The organism is Kineosporiaceae bacterium (genome assembly GCA_016713225.1).
In the GTDB taxonomy this organism is placed as follows: Bacteria; Actinomycetota; Actinomycetes; order Actinomycetales; family Kineosporiaceae; genus JADJPO01.
Genome location: JADJPO010000003.1, coordinates 138,110 through 153,730 on the forward strand (window position 1 = coordinate 138,110; position 15,621 = coordinate 153,730).

Here is a 15,621-nt window from a genome sequence, read left to right on the forward strand (position 1 = left end):
CATCATGGCGGCCATGACGTCCGCACCGGTGAAGTTCGTTCCTGCTCTCGCGCTGGTGGCGACCCGCGCCACCTATGTCGAGCACCACCGCAGTGACGATCTGTCGGTCGGCACCTACGCCATCCCCGCCGGGGGGCAGGACCCCCAGCAGCCGCACACCGAGGACGAGGTGTACGTCGTGATCGCCGGCCGCGCCACCCTGGTCACCGAGCACGGTGACTTCCGTGCTGGCCCCGGCGACATCCTGTTCGTGGCGGCCGGGGTGGCCCATCACTTCGTGGCGGTCGAGCCGGACTTCCGGGTGGCGGTGGTGTTCGGCCCCGCGGAGGGTAGCCGGTCCCGGTGAGCCGGGTGAGCCAGGTGGGTTCGCCCCAGTCGGGTCAGGATCTCCAAACCGGTTCGCAGCGCAGGGGACTCGGCCATGGTGGCGCGCCAGGCGACGCTGACGGTGCGGGTCGGCACCGGATCTCGGACGGAGAGGGCTCGCACCGTGGCCGGCAAGGGCCCGCGCCCGAGTCGTGGCACGAGGGCCGTGGCCACGCCGTGCCCGACGAGTTCGACGTGGCTGGCGAACTCGGCCGACCAATGGCTGATCCGGGGCTCGGTGCCCACCGAGCGCAGCATCGTGGTGAGCCACTGGTGGCAGATCGACCCCTCGGGCACACTCACCCAGTGCTGGTCGGCCAGAGCGGCGGCCGTGACCCAGCGCCGTCCGGCCAGCGGGTGGTCGTGCGGCACCAGCACATCGGCGATGTCGGTGCCCAGTGAGCGGATGCGCAGGTGCACCGGCACGTTGAGCGGGATCGGCTCCCAGTTGTGCACCACGGCCAGGTCCACCTGACCGGCGGCCACGGCGGCCAGGGCATCCCACGGGTCCATCTCGACCAGGCCGACCTGTACCTCGGGTGCCGCGACGCCGAGATCGTGCACCGCCTCGGCCACCAGGCCACGTACCGCGGTCGAGAACGCCGCCACGCGCAGCCGCCCGGTGGGGCGGCCCTGGCCCGCCTGCACCGAGGCGGTGAGCTCCTCGAGCTGGGCCAGGATCGCCTCGGCCCGCTCGACCAGCAACCGGCCGGGTTCGGTCAGGACGACGCCGCGCCCCACGCGCTCCAGCAGCGCCACCCCGGCGTGGGACTCGAGTTTCTTGATCTGCTGCGAGATGGCCGAGGGGGTGTAGCCGAGCCCCGCGGCGGCCGAGACCACCGATCCGTCACGGGCCACCGCCACCAGCGACCTCAGCGCCACCAGATCCATCATGAAGCAAGGCTACTGTGTTCGATGCACATCTATTTGCTGGTGCTACATGGTCTGCGCCCCGCAGACTGACCGGGTGAGCCCGTCCACGACCTCCGCCACCGCGCCGGCCCCGCTGACCGATCGCCCATCCGCCACCGGGATGCCCTTGCGCGACACGGCACTCGCCGTTCTGGTCGCCCTGATCTGGGGGGTGAACTTCGTCGTCATCCACGCCGGGCTGCAGGTGGTGCCCCCGTTGTTGTTCGTGGCATTGCGGTTCGTGCTGGTCTGTCTGCCGGCGGTGTTCTTCGTGCCGCCGCCGCGGGCCGGGTGGCGGGTCGTCGTCCTGATCGGGATGTTCATGAGCCTGGGGCAGTTCGCCCTGATGTACGTGGCCATGCACCTGGGCATGCCCACCGGCTTGACTCCGCTGGTGATCCAGGTTCAGGTGCTGTTCACGGTTCTGTTGGCCGCCGTCGCCCTGCACGAACGACCGCGGCGCAGCCAGATCGCCGGCGTCCTGATCGGTCTGGCCGGGCTCGCGGTGGTGGCCGCCGGTCGGGCGAGCAGCGCGCCCGTGGTGCCGTTGCTCCTGGTGGTGGCCGCGGCCGGTTCCTGGGCGATCGGCAACGTGGTGGCACGCACCGCGCAGGCGTCGTCCGGGTTGTCGCTGGTGGTCTGGTCGGGCCTGGTGGTGCCGGTGCCGATGGCGGTGCTGTCGTACCTGATCGAGGGGCCGGCAGCGATCGGCGCGGCCCTGACCCACCTGACCCCTGTCGTGATCGCCTCGGCGCTGTTCACGGCGTGGCTGTCCTCGCTGCTCGGCTACGGCATCTGGAACACCCTGCTGTCCCGCCACCCGGCCGGCTCGGTGGTGCCTTTCGCCATGCTGGTTCCGGTGGCCGGCATGGCCTCGGCGTTCCTCGTCCTGGGCGAGCGGTCGAAGCCACTCGAGATGCTCGGCGGCGTCGTGCTGCTGGTCGGCGTCGGGATCAGTCTGCTCCCCGGAAACCGGCCGATTCGGACCTAGACTCACCCCGTGAGCCAGAACCCCGATCTGAAGCCTCGCAGCCGAGCCGTCACCGACGGGCTCGAGAAAGCGGCCTCCCGCGGGATGCTGCGCGCGGTGGGCATGGGCGACGACGACTTCGCCAAACCGCAGATCGGAGTGGCCAGTTCATGGAACGAGATCACCCCGTGCAACCTGTCGCTCGACCGGCTGGCCAAGGCGAGCAAGGACGGCGTCCACGCGGCCGGCGGCTACCCACTCGAGTTCGCCACGATCAGTGTCAGCGACGGCATCTCGATGGGTCACGAGGGCATGCACTTCTCGCTGGTCAGCCGCGAGGTGATCGCCGACAGCGTCGAGACCGTGATGCAGGCCGAACGGCTCGACGGCAGCGTGTTGCTCGCCGGCTGCGACAAGTCGTTGCCGGGCATGTTGATGGCCGCGGCTCGGCTGGATCTCGCATCGGTGTTCCTCTACGCCGGCTCGATCCTGCCCGGCATCGCCAAGTTGTCCGACGGCAGCGAACGCCAGGTCACGATCATCGATGCCTTCGAGGCGGTCGGCGCCTGTTCCCGGGGCCTGATGAGCCGCGCGGACGTCGATGCCATCGAGCGCGCCATCTGTCCCGGCGAGGGTGCCTGCGGTGGCATGTACACCGCCAACACCATGGCCAGTGCCGCCGAGGCCCTCGGCATGTCGCTGCCCGGCAGTGCCGCGCCGCCGGCCACCGACCGGCGCCGCGACGGCTTCGCCCGCAAGTCGGGTGAGGCCGTGGTCAACCTGCTGCGCCAGGGCATCACCGCCCGGGACATCCTGACCCTCGAGGCCTTCGAGAACGCCATCGCGGTGGTGATGGCGTTCGGCGGCTCCACCAATGCGGTGCTGCACCTGCTGGCGATCGCGCACGAGGCCGAGGTCGAGCTGAGCCTGGACGACTTCACCCGCATCGGTGCCCGGGTGCCGCATCTGGCCGACGTCAAACCGTTCGGCGCCCACGTGATGACCGACATCGACCGGGTCGGCGGCGTCCCGGTGGTGATGCGGGCACTACTGGACGCCGGCCTGCTGCACGGCGATGCGCTCACCGTCACCGGCGCGACCCTGGCCGAGAACCTGGCCGCCATCGATCCACCGGCGCTGGACGGCACCGTGTTGCGACCCCTCGACCGACCGATCCACCGCAGCGGTGGAATCACCGTGCTACGAGGCAGTTTGGCGCCCGAGGGGGCCGTGGTGAAGAGCGCCGGGTTCGACTCCGACGTCTTCGAGGGCACGGCGCGGGTGTTCGAGCGGGAGCGTGCCGCGCTGGATGCGCTGGAGGACGGCACCATTCAGGCCGGGGACGTCGTGGTGATCCGCTACGAGGGACCCAAGGGCGGCCCCGGGATGCGCGAGATGCTCGCGATCACCGGTGCGATCAAGGGCGCCGGACTGGGCAAGGACGTGCTGCTGGTCACCGACGGCCGGTTCTCCGGCGGGACGACGGGCCTGTGCGTCGGGCACCTCGCCCCCGAGGCGGTCGACGGCGGACCGATCGCCCACGTGCGCACCGGTGACCGGATCCGGCTGGACGTCGCTGCCGGCACCCTCGACCTGCTCGTCGAGGGTGACGAGTTGGCCGCGCGGGCGGTGGGCTGGCAGCCGTTGCCGCCGCGCTACACCCGCGGCGTCTTGGCCAAGTACGCGCGACTGGTCGGGTCGGCGTCCCTCGGCGCGGTCTGCGACTGAGTCGGGACCGGGCGTGGGGTCGGGGGCACCGATGAGTCTGGTGCTCGGGTGGCTGCTCACCCTGAGCGCGGCGGCCGCCTGTGCCACCTGGCTCGACCGGGGCCTGCGCTCGCCACGCGCCGGACGCTCGGCTCTGGCGATCGCCGCCTGGGCGGCCACCGCGGGGATCGCGCAGCTGTTCGTGGTGGCGCGCCCCACGCTGGTCGGCACGGTCGGCTGGCCGTTGTCGCTGGCGGCCGGGGCATGGGCGATGCTGGGGCTGTCCCGGCTGCTGCTGGCTCGCTGGGAGGCCACCGTCCTGGCGACGGCATTGCTGACCCTGGGGTGGGGTCTGGCCACGGTTGTGGGGCTGTCGGACGACGTCCAGGCGGCCGCCGTCCTCCGGCCGCTGGTCATGGCCCTGCTCGGGCTGTCGGTGCTCGCGGTGTGGGGTCAGGCCGCGCTGCAGGAGATGTTCGACGGGCCCGGCACCAGCGGCCTGCCCGACCCGCATGACCTGCAGCCGGCCGCCGCCGTCCTGTCGGCGGCGAGTTTCACCCTCGCCGGACTCGCCGGGGTGATCGGCGACGGCGAGATCGCCACGGCCGGCCAGGTTCTGGGGTTCGTGGCCCTCGCGGCCCTGCCGGTGTTGCGGGGTGAGGTGCCCGAACGACTCGGGACGGCGCAGCTCACCCCGACCCGGCGGATCCACCAGACGGTGGCGCTCGCCGTGGCCGCGGCAGCACTGGCGGTTCAGGTGGCCGGCTCGCTGCTGGAGCGGCGGGTGCCCGGCACGGTGGCCTGGTTGGCCGTGGGCCTGCTCGCGATGCAGATGCTGCTCGCCCGCTGGCGTGAGGCGGGGACCGCCGCCCGGCTGGCCGATGAGCTCGACCGGTCGCGCGCCACGCTGGCCGCCGTCGTCGAGGACAGCGCGGACGTCGTCCTGGGGGTGGATCGTCGGGGCCAGGTGGTCAGTGCCACCGATGGTGACTGCGCGGTGCTGCAACGCCCGGCGCAGACGCTGGTGGGCAACGACCTGGCCGAGCTGGTGCCGTTGGACGACCGGGAGGCGCTGCGTGAGGTGGTGTTGGCGATCACCAGTGGCCGTCGGGCCTCGGCTCGGCTGCAGATCTCGCTGGCACCGCCGGCCTCCGGCGCAGCCTCGTTGCGGCTGCGGGCGGTGCCCGAGGGCGCGATGGTCACGCTGGGCGACGTCACCGAGGCGGCGCAGCTGCGCCGGCAGATCTTCGAGCTGACCCACCACGACCCGGTCACCGGGCTGGTCAACCGCGACCATCTGCTGAGCGCCATCGGCGAGTGGCTCGTGGCCGCCCGCTCGGTGTGCCTGGTGCACCTGGACCTCGACGGTTTCAAGGCCGTCAACGACCGGTTCGGGCACGAGCTCGGGGACGGCGTGCTGCGCGAGGTCGCGGTGCGGTTGCAGAACCTGGTCAGTGCCGACCCGCAGGTGCGCGGCACCGGCCCGCAGCCGGCACCGGTGCTGGCGCGGATCGGGGGCGACGAGTTCGTGATCGCTCTCGCCGGCCTGCCGCTGCCGCGGGTGCTGGAGCTGGCCGAGCAGATGCTCGGCGCGCTCGACTCCCCGTTCCGGGTCCGCGATCGCCCGGTGCGGCTCGGCGCAGGCATCGGTATCGCCGCCACGCGGGATGACCGCACCAGCCCGCTGCAGGCCGCCTGGCCGGCACTACCGCTCGGGACGACGGGGGCGGCCGAGCTGCTGCATCGGGCCGACATCGCCACCGAGGCGGCCAAGCGGAGCGCTCGCACCCGGGTCGTGGTCTGGGACCACCCCCTCGAGGAGCGGGCGCGGCGCAAGGTGGACATCGCCATCGAGTTGCGCCGGGCGCTGGACACCGGCCGGCTGACCCTGGCCTACCAGCCGATCGTGCGTTTGGCCGACGGGGTGATCGTGGGTGTCGAGGCGCTGGTGCGGGTGCCGGCGGGGGAGGCCGAGCTGGCCCTGGCCGAGGTGGTCAGCCCGGCGGAGTTGGTCGAGGTCGCCGAGGGGACCGGCGAGATCGACGAGCTCGGCCGCTGGGTGCTGGCCGAGGCCACGCACCAGGCGGCGCTGTGGCAGCAGATGGGCAAGGACCTGCGGGTGGGGGTGAACATGTCCGTCCGGCAGCTGTCCGATCCGGCAGTGGTCGAGGCCGTGCACAGCGCCCTGGCCGCAGCCCGGCTGGCGCCCGACCGGTTGCTCATCGAGATCACCGAGGGCCAGTTGCTCGGTGAGGGCGATCGCGCCGACCTGACCATCCGGCGGCTGCAGGCGGACGGCGTGGCGCTGGCGATCGACGACTTCGGCTCGGGGTACTCCTCCCTGTCCTACCTGCGGCGGATGCCGGTGACCACCGTCAAGCTCGATCGCACCCTGCTCGGTGGCGTCGGCAGCGACCCCAAGGCGACGACCGTCGTCCGCGCGGTGATCGGCGTGGCCCGAGGGCTGGGACTCCAGGTGGTCTGTGAGGGGTTGGAGGACCTGGCCACCGCGCGCTTGCTGCGCGACCTCGGAGCCTGGGCCGGGCAGGGCTTCGCGCTGCACCGCGCGATGAGCTCGACCGAGCTGCTCGACGTCCTCGACGGGCCACCGGTCGATCTGGCGCGCCGCAGCCCGGTGCGACCGTCCATCTCACTCGATTCACCGGTCGTCCCACCGGCTGTCTCACATCACGAGACATCATCGCGAGGCGATTGACACGGGCGCCGTCGCCGGGGAACCGTGTCATCGTGCTCTCCACCCGCTTTCTCGTACTCGGCCGGCGCGCCGGCTGACGTTTCGTCATCCCTGCTGTTCAGCCAGCGCGCGACCCCTCGCCCCGATCGGGCAGAGGGGTCTTTTCGTCTCCCGAGGCAGTCCAACTGAATGCCCGACCTGAAAGTCCGACCTGAAAGTCCGACCCGAAAGGCATACCCATGACCAGCATGACCGGGGCGCAGAGTCTCGTCCGTTCGCTCGAGTCGCTCGGCGTCGACACGGTCTTCGGCATCCCGGGCGGCGCGATCCTGCCGCTCTACGACCCGCTCATGGACTCGCCCTCGGTGCGGCACATCCTGGTGCGCCACGAGCAGGGTGCCGGGCATGCGGCCGAGGGATATGCCGTGGCGACCGGTCGGGTGGGGGTCTGCATGGCGACCTCCGGGCCGGGGGCGACCAACCTGGTCACGCCGATCGCCGACGCCTACATGGACAGCGTGCCGATGGTCGCCATCACCGGGCAGGTGCCCAGTGCCGCCATCGGCACCGACGCCTTCCAGGAAGCGGACATCTCCGGGATCACCATCCCGATCACCAAGCACAACTACCTGGTCACCGACCCGGCGGACATCCCGCACGTGTTGGCCGAGGCGTTCCACATCGCCGGCACCGGCCGGCCCGGCCCGGTGCTGGTGGACGTCTCCAAGGACGCCCTGCAGGCCCAGACCACGTTCGCCTGGACCGACAAGATCGACCTGCCCGGCTACCGCCCGGTGACCAAGCCGCACAGCAAGCAGATCCAGCAGGCGGCCAAACTGCTGCTCGAGTCCCGTCGTCCGGTGCTGTACGTCGGCGGCGGCGTGATCAAGGCGCGCGCCAGCGCCAGAGCTGCGTCGCCTGACCGACCTGACCGGTGCGCCGGTCGTCACCACCCTGATGGCCCGCGGCGCGCTGCCGGACAGCAGCCCCAGCACCTGGGCATGCCCGGCATGCACGGCACGGTGGCGGCGGTCGCCGCGCTGCAGCAGTGCGACCTGTTGTTCAGCCTCGGGGCGCGCTTCGACGACCGGGTGACCGGCAAGCTGTCCTCCTTCGCGCCGCAGGCGGTGGTGGTGCACGCCGACATCGACCCGGCCGAGATCTCCAAGAACCGGGTGGCCGACGTCCCGATCGTCGGGGACGCCAAGGACGTGCTGACCGAGCTGCTCGTCGCGGTCGAGGCCGAACTGGCCGAGGGGCGCAAGGCCGACCTGGGTGCCTGGTGGCGCCACCTCGACCGGCTGCGCGAGACCTACCCGCTCGGGCACGCGGCCCCGCCCGCCGGTGAGGTCTCGCCGCAGCACGTGATCTCCCGGATCGGGCAGATCAGCGGCCCGGAGTCGATCTACGTCGCCGGCGTGGGGCAGCACCAGATGTGGGCCTCGCAGTTCATCTCCTACGAGCACCCCAACACCTGGATCAACTCCGGCGGCCTGGGCACGATGGGCTACGCCATGCCGGCCGCGATGGGTGCCAAGGTCGGCATGCCGGACCGCACGGTCTGGGCGATCGACGGCGACGGCTGCTTCCAGATGACCAACCAGGAGCTGGCCACCTGCGTCATCAACGACATCCCGATCAAGGTCGGCATCATCAACAACTCCAGCCTGGGCATGGTGCGGCAGTGGCAGACGCTCTTCTACAACGAGCGGTACTCCAACACCGACCTGCACACCTCGGTCGGGTCGCGCATCCCGGACTTCGTCAAGCTCGCCGAGGCGTACGGCTGCGTCGGGCTGCGCTGTGAGCGCCCCGAGGACGTCGACGCCACCATCGAGAAGGCCATGTCGATCAACGACGTCCCGGTGGTCGTCGACTTCGTGGTCTTCCGCGACTCGATGGTCTGGCCGATGGTGCCGGCCGGGGTCAGCAACGACGAGATCCCTCTTCGCCCGCGACCTCACCCCAGCTGGGACCGCGAGGTGAACCCCCGGCCTCGACGGCCGACCTCCGGCGAACCGAAACGTGAACTGAACCGAACCTGAGAACTCAGAGACGAGGCACGAACCACCATGAGCAAGCACACGCTGTCGGTGCTGGTCGAGAACAAGCCCGGCGTGCTGACCCGCGCCGCCGGTCTGTTCGCCCGGCGCGGCTTCAACATCCACTCCCTGGCGGTCGGTCCGACCGAGCACCCTGACGTCTCACGCATGACGGTCGTGGTGGACGTCGAGGGGCTGCCGCTGGAGCAGGTCACCAAGCAGCTCAACAAGCTGGTGAACGTGATCAAGATCGTCGAACTGGAGACCACCGCCTCGGTGCAGCGTGAGCTGCTGCTGGTCAAGATCAAGGCCGACATCACCTCGCGGTCCAACGTGCTGGAGACGGTGCGGCTGTTCCGGGCCAAGGTGGTCGACGTCGCGCCCGACGCGGTCACCGTCGAGGTCACCGGCAACCCGGACAAGCTGGAGGCCTTCTTGAAGGTCATCGAGCCGTTCGGCATCCGTGAGCTGGTGCAGTCCGGCCTGGTGGCCATCGGCCGCGGCAGCCGCTCGATCACCGACCGCTCCCTCCGCTCGGCCTGACCCCACCCCCGGTGATCATGCAATCCGTGCACAAAACGCCCGTGATCATGCAATTCCTGCACGCCCTTCTCGCGTCGTGTGCAGGGTGGACGGCGCGGCTCGGCGGCGTTGCCGACTCGCCGAGGCATCGACGGCGGCCAGGGAGTCACTGCTGTGCACGGATTGCATGATCACGGAAGGTGCACGGATTGCATGATCACCGGGGCAGTGTCCCGGTGATCGAACCCACGCTCTGCGACCGAGCCGGCGGCTCCAGCGACCCGGGCGGGAGCGTCGTGTCGTACCGAGCACCTATCGTTTGCGCCATACCCATCCACTGATGGACCACTTGAAGGAGATGCACCCCGTGGCCGAGATGTTCTACGACGCCGACGCCGACCTGTCCGTCATCCAGGGCCGCAACGTCGCGGTCCTCGGCTACGGCAGCCAGGGTCACGCCCACAGCCTGTCCCTGCGCGACTCGGGCGTCGACGTCCGGGTGGGTCTGCCCGAGGGCAGCCGCAGCCGTGAGAAGGCGCGCAGGCCCAGGGCCTGCGGGTGGTCACGCCCGCCCAGGCCTGTGAAGAGGCCGACGTGGTCATGATCCTGGTGCCCGACCACGTGCAGCGTGACGTCTACACCGAGGCCGTCGAGCCCAACCTGGTGGACGGCGACGCGCTGTTCTTCGGTCACGGCTTCAACATCCGGTTCGGCTACATCAAGCCCCCCGGCCGGCGGTGGACGTCGCGATGGTCGCGCCCAAGGGTCCGGGTCACCTGGTACGCCGCGAGTACGTCGACGGGCGCGGCGTCCCGGTGCTGGTCGCGGTCGAGCAGGACGCCACCGGCAAGGCCTGGCCGCTCGCGCTGTCCTACGCCAAGGGCATCGGCGGCCTGCGGGCGGGCGGCATCAAGACCACCTTCACCGAGGAGTGCGAGACCGACCTGTTCGGTGAGCAGGCCGTGCTCTGTGGTGGTGCCTCGCAGTTGGTGCAGTACGGCTTCGAGACCCTGATCGAGGCCGGCTACCAGCCCGAGGTCGCCTACTTCGAGTGCCTGCACGAGCTGAAGCTCATCGTCGACCTGATGTACGAGGGTGGCATCGCCAAGCAGCGCTGGTCGGTCTCGGACACCGCCGAGTACGGCGACTACGTCTCCGGTCCGCGGGTGATCGACGCCCACGTGAAGGGAGAACATGCAGGCGATCCTGGCCGACATCAAGAGCGGCGCCTTCGCGGCGCGCTTCATCGCCGACCAGGACGCCGGGGCGCCCGAGTTCACGGCGTTGCGTGCCAAGGGCGAGCAGCACCCGATCGAGGGCACCGGCCGTGAGCTGCGCAAGCTGATGAGCTGGGTGAAGTCGACCGACAGCGACTACGTGGAGGGCACCGCCGCGCGCTGAGGCGCGTCGGGTTCCATGGGTCTGTTGCGGTGGTTCCGGCGCGACCGGACGAGGTCGGTGACGGCCGTGGGCATCGGCATGGAGATGGTCCATGCCCTGTTCAACGGGAACAAGCACGTCCAGGTCGCCGAGCGGAAGCAGGAGAAGCGGGTCGGCAAGCCCAACCGGCTCTCGCCCGGCGACCCCGGGGCAGGTCCACTCGACCTGCCCGACGAGTGGAAGAGACCACCGGAGCAGTGAGTCGATCATGAGCAGTGTCAGCAGCGACCCGGGCCGCCGGCCCGTCGTCCTGATCGCCGAGGAGCTCTCCCCGGCCACCGTGCAGGCGTTGGGCGACGGGTTCGACGTCCGGTGGTGTGACGGCACCGACCGCCCGGCGCTGCTGGCGGCGCTGGCCGACGCCGACGCGCTGCTGGTGCGCTCGGCCACCCAGGTGGACGCCGAGGCGCTGGCCGCCGGGCGCGGGCTGCGGGTGGTGGCGCGGGCCGGCGTCGGGCTCGACAACGTCGATGTCCCCGCGGCCACGCAAGCGGGCGTGATGGTGGTCAACGCCCCGACCTCGAACATCGTCTCGGCGGCCGAACTGGCCGTGGCGTTGTTGTTGTCGGTGGCGCGCAACGTGCCGCAGGCGCATGCCTCGCTCAAGGGCGGGGCCTGGAAGCGGTCGGCCTATACCGGGGTCGAGCTGCAGGGCAAGACCGTCGGCGTGCTGGGGCTGGGGCGCATCGGCGTGCTGGTCGCCCAGCGGCTGTCGGCCTTCGGCATGCGGGTGGTGGCCTACGACCCCTACGTCTCCTCGGCGCGGGCCGGGCAGATGGGGGTACGCCTGTTGAGTCTGGACGAGTTGCTCGCCGGAGGCCGACTTCCTCACCGTGCACCTGCCCAAGACCCCGAGACCATCGGGCTGATCGGTGAGGAGCAGCTGCGCAAGGTCAAGCCGTCGGTGCGCATCATCAACGCCGCCCGAGGCGGATCGTCGACGAGAAGGCCTTGCTGGTGGCGCTGGAGGAGGGCCGGGTGGCCGGGGCCGGGCTCGACGTGTTCGTCCGCGAGCCGTGCACCGACTCCCCGCTGTTCGAGCTCGACACCGTGGTGGTCACGCCCCACCTGGGGGCCTCGACCGACGAGGCGCAGGAGAACGCCGGGATCAGCGGTGGCCCGCTCGGTGCGGTTGGCGCTGGCCGGCGAACTGGTGCCGGACGCGGTCAACGTCTCGGGTGGGGTGATCGCTCAGGACGTCCGGCCGGGCATCGGCCTGGTCGAGAAGCTGGGCCGGATGTTCACGGCCCTGGCCGGTGGGTTCCCGGTGCAGCTGGACGTCGAGGTGCACGGCGAGATCGCCGCCCACGATGTCTCGGTGCTCAAACTGGCGGCACTCAAGGGGCTGTTCACCGATGTGGTCGAGGACCCGGTGTCCTACGTCAACGCACCGGTGCTGGCCGCCGACCGGGGCATCGAGGCCCGCTTGATCGCCGACGGCAACAGCCCCGCGTTCCGCAACGTGATCACCCTGCGGGGCTGCATGGCCGACTCGACTCCGCTGGCCGTCTCGGGCACGCTGACCGGCCCGAAGCAGGTCGAGAAGTTGGTCGGGATCGACGACCTGGACTTCGAGTTGCCGCTGGCCGACCACCTGCTGGTGTTGCGCTACCAGGACCGGCCCGGCGTCATCGGGGCCATCGGCGGCCTGCTCGGCGACGCAGCGGTCAACATCGGGTCGATGCAGGTGGCACGACCCGACCACGGCGACCAGGCGTTGAGTGTGCTGACCCTCGACCAGGCGGTTCCCGCCGCTGTGCTGGAGGACATCGTGGCCCGGATCGGGGCGATGTCCGGTCGGCGGGTGGATCTGACGTGAGCGACCACCCGAGGTGAGGCGCGGGTTCGAGCAGGTGACCCCGCGCACGACAACGGGTCCGACCTCACAGATCGCCGTCGCCGCCCCGAACCGCTACGCCGCCGATGCCGCGGCCCGGATGGGGGTCGAGGGCGGCAACGCCGTGGACGCCGCGCTCGCCGCAGCGCTCATGGTGTGCGTCACCGAACCGGGCATCGTCTCGCTGGCCGGGGGAGCGTTCGTCACGGTGGACCCCGGCGACGGGCGTGACCCGATCACGATCGACGGTTACGTCGAGATGCCCGGGCGAGGTCTGCCGCCCGAGGCGTTCGGCCGGGGCACCCGTGAGCTGTACACCGAGTACGGCGGCGGCACGCACATGACCGTCGGGCACGGATCGGCGGCCACCCCCGGGGTGCTCCCCGCCCTGGAGGAGACCCATCGCCGGTTCGGCTCACTGCCCTGGTCGGTGGTGGTGCAACCGGCGATCGAGGTGGCCCGCGACGGTTTCGCCCTGGGAGCGGCGGCCGACTACTACCTCGGCTACACCCGCGACTCACTCTTCGGTCACGACCCGGCGACCCGGCCGCGCTGCACCACCCCGACGGCACCCCGGTCCGCCGGGGCGAGTGCCTGCGCATCCCGGATCTGGCCGACTTCCTGGCCCGGGTGGCGCGAGAGGGATCGGCCGCGATGACCCGGGGCGAGGTGGCTCGGGCGTTGGCCGACGACATGGCCGCCCACGGTGGGCTGATCACGGTGGAGGATCTGATCCGCTGCGCCCCGGTGGTCCGGCCGGCGACGCAGGTCGAGCTGAGCACCCGGGACGGCGCCCGCTGGCAGGTCGCGACCAACCCGCCACCGGCGATCGGTGGCCCCGTGCTGGCGGCGATGCTGATGCTGCTCGACGGGCCGGGCGGGGCCGAGCTCGCGAGTCTGGTGACGGTCTTTCGTGCCGTGCTGGCCTACCGCGCGCTCGACCTCGACGTGGCCCCGGACCGGGCGGCTGCCGGTCAGGCCCTGCTGGACGGCGTGCGTTCCGGCGGGCAGGCCTGGCTCGGCGTCGCGCCGTCCACGGCACACGTCTCGACCGTGGACACCGCCGGGGCGGCCTGTGCCGTGACCGCCTCGTGTGGTTACGGCTCGGGCATCACCATCCAGGCACGGGGGTGTGGCTGAACAACTGCCTGGGTGAGCACGAACTGAACCGCACCGGACTTCACGCCCTGGCTCCCGGCGTCCGGCTGGCCTCGAACATGGGACCGACGGGCGGCCGACGTTCGGACGGCCCCACGATCGCCATCGGCAGTCCCGGCGCCGACCGGATCACCACGGCGCTGGCCCAGGTGCTGACGGCGGTCGCCGGTAGCGGACTGGACTGGCCCGAGGCGATCGCCCGGCCGCGGCTGCACCTGAGCCGCACCGCCGAGGGCGCCGAACAGCTCGAGTACGAATCCGACCTGGCCGCGGATCTCGAGGTGCTCGAGGCGGCGGGTCGATTGCCCTCGGCGGCCGAGCTGCCCCGTCGGGCACACCACCCGTCGTCGATGTACTTCGGGGGCGTCTCGGTCGCCGTTCGCGATCCGGACGGCGCGCTCACCGCGGCCGCCGACCCGCGCCGCGATGGAGCCACCGCCGTCACCCCGCCCTGAACCCGGCCCGAACTCAGCGAGAACCGAGCGCGAACCGGGCGAGATCGCCAGCTGAGCCTCTCGTCGCTGGAAACGACCGAAGGTCGACGCGATGGCCGATGTGTGGCAGGTCCGGCCGTGCCTCGTGCGATGCTGCGCCGCGTGACCATCCAGTCGCCGGGTCGGTCGGGCCGGCGTCGAGAGCTGCTGCGCCACCCTGCCCAGGTGATGGTCTTCGCCTTCGGGGCAACCATCTGGCTGGGCACAGCGGTGCTGATGCTGCCCGTCTCGCGCCAGGGTCCCTCCGGGGCGCCCTTGCTGACCGCGCTGTTCACCGCGACCAGCGCCACCTGCGTGACCGGGCTGGCCGTGGTCGACACGGCCACGTACTGGACGCCGTTCGGCCAGGTGGTGATCGCTGCCCTGATTCAGGTCGGCGGGTTCGGGATCATGACCATGGCCAGCCTGCTGGCCCTGTTCGTCACCAAGCGCATGGGCTTGAAGACCCGGCTCACCGCGGCCGCGGAGACCAAGAGTCTCGGGCCGGGCGATCTGCGGCGTGTGCTGGTGGGCGTCTTCAAGATCACCGCGCTGGTCGAACTGACGATCGCGACCCTGCTCACGTTGCGCTGGTGGCTGGGGTACGGCGAGAGCTTCGGTCGCTCGCTCTACCTGGGGGTCTTTCATGCCGTGTCGAGCTTCAACAATGCCGGGTTCGCCCTCTTCTCGGACAACCTGATCGGGTTCGCCTCCGACCCGTTCATCCTGCTGCCCATCGGCTTCGCGATCATCCTCGGCGGCCTGGGCTTCCCGGTGATCCTCGAGCTGCTGGGACGGGCCGCGCCGCGCAGGTGGAGCATCCACACCCAGCTCACCGTCGCCATGACGCTCGCCCTGTTGATCGGTGGCTGGATCTTCCTGGCGATCAACGAGTGGACCAACCCGGGCACCCTCGGCGAGGTCGACGTGGGCACCAAGCTGTTGTCCAGCTTCTTCCACAGCGTTCAGCCGCGCACGGCGGGGTTCAACGCCTGGGACTACGCCCAGATCAAGGACGCGAGTCTGCTGGGCACGATCGTCCTGATGTTCATCGGTGGGGGATCGGCCAGCACCGCGGGCGGCCTGAAGGTGACCACGTTCGTCCTGCTGTTCTTCGTGATCCTCGCCGAGGCCCGGGGCGAGGAGCACGTGAACGTCTTCCGGCGCCGGATCGATCCCCGCACCAGCCGTCAGGCGTTGACGGTCGCCCTCTTGGGGGTGGCCGCCGTGGTGGGCTCGACGATGGTCCTCAGCGAGATCAGTGGCTTCCCGCTGCGGGACGTGATGTTCGAGGCGACCTCGGCGTTCGGCACGGTGGGCCTGTCCACCGGGATCACCCCCAAGCTGCCGGGGTTGGGACAGTTGGTGTTGATCGTGTTGATGTTCCTCGGCCGGTTGGGTCCGGTCACCCTGGTCTCGGCGCTCGTTCTGCGCGAGCACCAACGTCGTTACACCTTCCCGGAAGGCAGGCCCCTGATTGGCTAGACAGAGCGTGGACA

At 70.9% G+C, this 15,621-nt stretch carries 8 protein-coding genes and 4 pseudogenes; 11 read left to right on the forward strand and 1 reads right to left on the reverse strand.

All coding sequences use genetic code 11. From position 1 onward, the window contains the following. Positions 1-13: 13 nt before the first annotated feature. Complete coding sequence (locus IPK24_11690) at positions 14-346, forward strand: cupin domain-containing protein (protein MBK8076202.1); 333 nt, start codon at positions 14-16, stop codon at positions 344-346. Here the strand turns inward: IPK24_11690 and IPK24_11695 are convergent. Then, on the reverse strand, positions 271-1,260 hold the full coding sequence (locus IPK24_11695; GenBank protein ID MBK8076203.1) for a LysR family transcriptional regulator: 990 nt from the start codon (positions 1,258-1,260) through the stop codon (positions 271-273). The genes IPK24_11690 and IPK24_11695 overlap by 76 nt on opposite strands. A gap of 139 nt (positions 1,261-1,399) precedes the next feature. Here IPK24_11695 and IPK24_11700 point away from each other — a divergent pair, with 139 nt between their 5' ends. From IPK24_11700 to IPK24_11745, 10 genes and pseudogenes are all read left to right on the forward strand, one after another. Then, a complete protein-coding gene (locus IPK24_11700) occupies positions 1,400-2,269 on the forward strand; it encodes an EamA family transporter (protein MBK8076204.1) in 870 nt (289 codons plus the stop codon). Between the two features lie 9 nt (positions 2,270-2,278). After that, entirely contained in the window at positions 2,279-3,976 is a 1,698-nt protein-coding gene (gene ilvD, locus IPK24_11705; GenBank protein ID MBK8076205.1) for a dihydroxy-acid dehydratase, read from the forward strand. 31 nt (positions 3,977-4,007) lie between these two features. Further along, entirely contained in the window at positions 4,008-6,671 is a 2,664-nt protein-coding gene (locus IPK24_11710; GenBank protein ID MBK8076206.1) for an EAL domain-containing protein, read from the forward strand. A 218-nt stretch (positions 6,672-6,889) separates the two neighbouring features. Next, positions 6,890-8,695 (forward strand): annotated as a pseudogene (locus IPK24_11715) (acetolactate synthase large subunit). Positions 8,696-8,722: 27 nt separating this feature from the next. Further along, positions 8,723-9,235: an acetolactate synthase small subunit gene (gene ilvN, locus IPK24_11720; GenBank protein ID MBK8076207.1), complete on the forward strand. Its 513-nt coding sequence runs from the start codon at positions 8,723-8,725 to the stop codon at positions 9,233-9,235. Between the two features lie 355 nt (positions 9,236-9,590). Beyond that, positions 9,591-10,615, forward strand: a pseudogene (gene ilvC, locus IPK24_11725) (ketol-acid reductoisomerase). A gap of 15 nt (positions 10,616-10,630) precedes the next feature. Then, a complete protein-coding gene (locus IPK24_11730; protein MBK8076208.1) occupies positions 10,631-10,855 on the forward strand; it encodes a hypothetical protein in 225 nt (74 codons plus the stop codon). Positions 10,856-10,862: 7 nt separating this feature from the next. Next, a pseudogene (locus tag IPK24_11735) lies at positions 10,863-12,473 on the forward strand (phosphoglycerate dehydrogenase). Between the two features lie 118 nt (positions 12,474-12,591). Further along, positions 12,592-14,104: pseudogene (locus IPK24_11740) on the forward strand (gamma-glutamyltransferase). Positions 14,105-14,233: 129 nt separating this feature from the next. Then, positions 14,234-15,607 carry a TrkH family potassium uptake protein gene (locus tag IPK24_11745; protein ID MBK8076209.1) on the forward strand — a complete coding sequence of 458 codons (1,374 nt, stop codon included), beginning with the start codon at positions 14,234-14,236 and terminating at the stop codon, positions 15,605-15,607. Positions 15,608-15,621 lie beyond the last annotated feature (14 nt).

Excerpts from the sequence above, each read along its gene's own strand:
- IPK24_11690 (MBK8076202.1), top strand. The coding sequence starts at position 14 with ATGACGTCCGCACCGGTGAAGTTCGTTCCTGCTCTCGCGCTGGTGGCG.
- IPK24_11695 (MBK8076203.1), bottom strand. The coding sequence starts at position 1,260 with ATGATGGATCTGGTGGCGCTGAGGTCGCTGGTGGCGGTGGCCCGTGAC.
- IPK24_11700 (MBK8076204.1), top strand. The coding sequence starts at position 1,400 with ATGCCCTTGCGCGACACGGCACTCGCCGTTCTGGTCGCCCTGATCTGG.
- IPK24_11710 (MBK8076206.1), top strand. The coding sequence starts at position 4,008 with ATGAGTCTGGTGCTCGGGTGGCTGCTCACCCTGAGCGCGGCGGCCGCC.
- ilvN (MBK8076207.1), top strand. The coding sequence starts at position 8,723 with ATGAGCAAGCACACGCTGTCGGTGCTGGTCGAGAACAAGCCCGGCGTG.
- IPK24_11730 (MBK8076208.1), top strand. The coding sequence starts at position 10,631 with ATGGGTCTGTTGCGGTGGTTCCGGCGCGACCGGACGAGGTCGGTGACG.
- IPK24_11745 (MBK8076209.1), top strand. The coding sequence starts at position 14,234 with ATGCTGCGCCGCGTGACCATCCAGTCGCCGGGTCGGTCGGGCCGGCGT.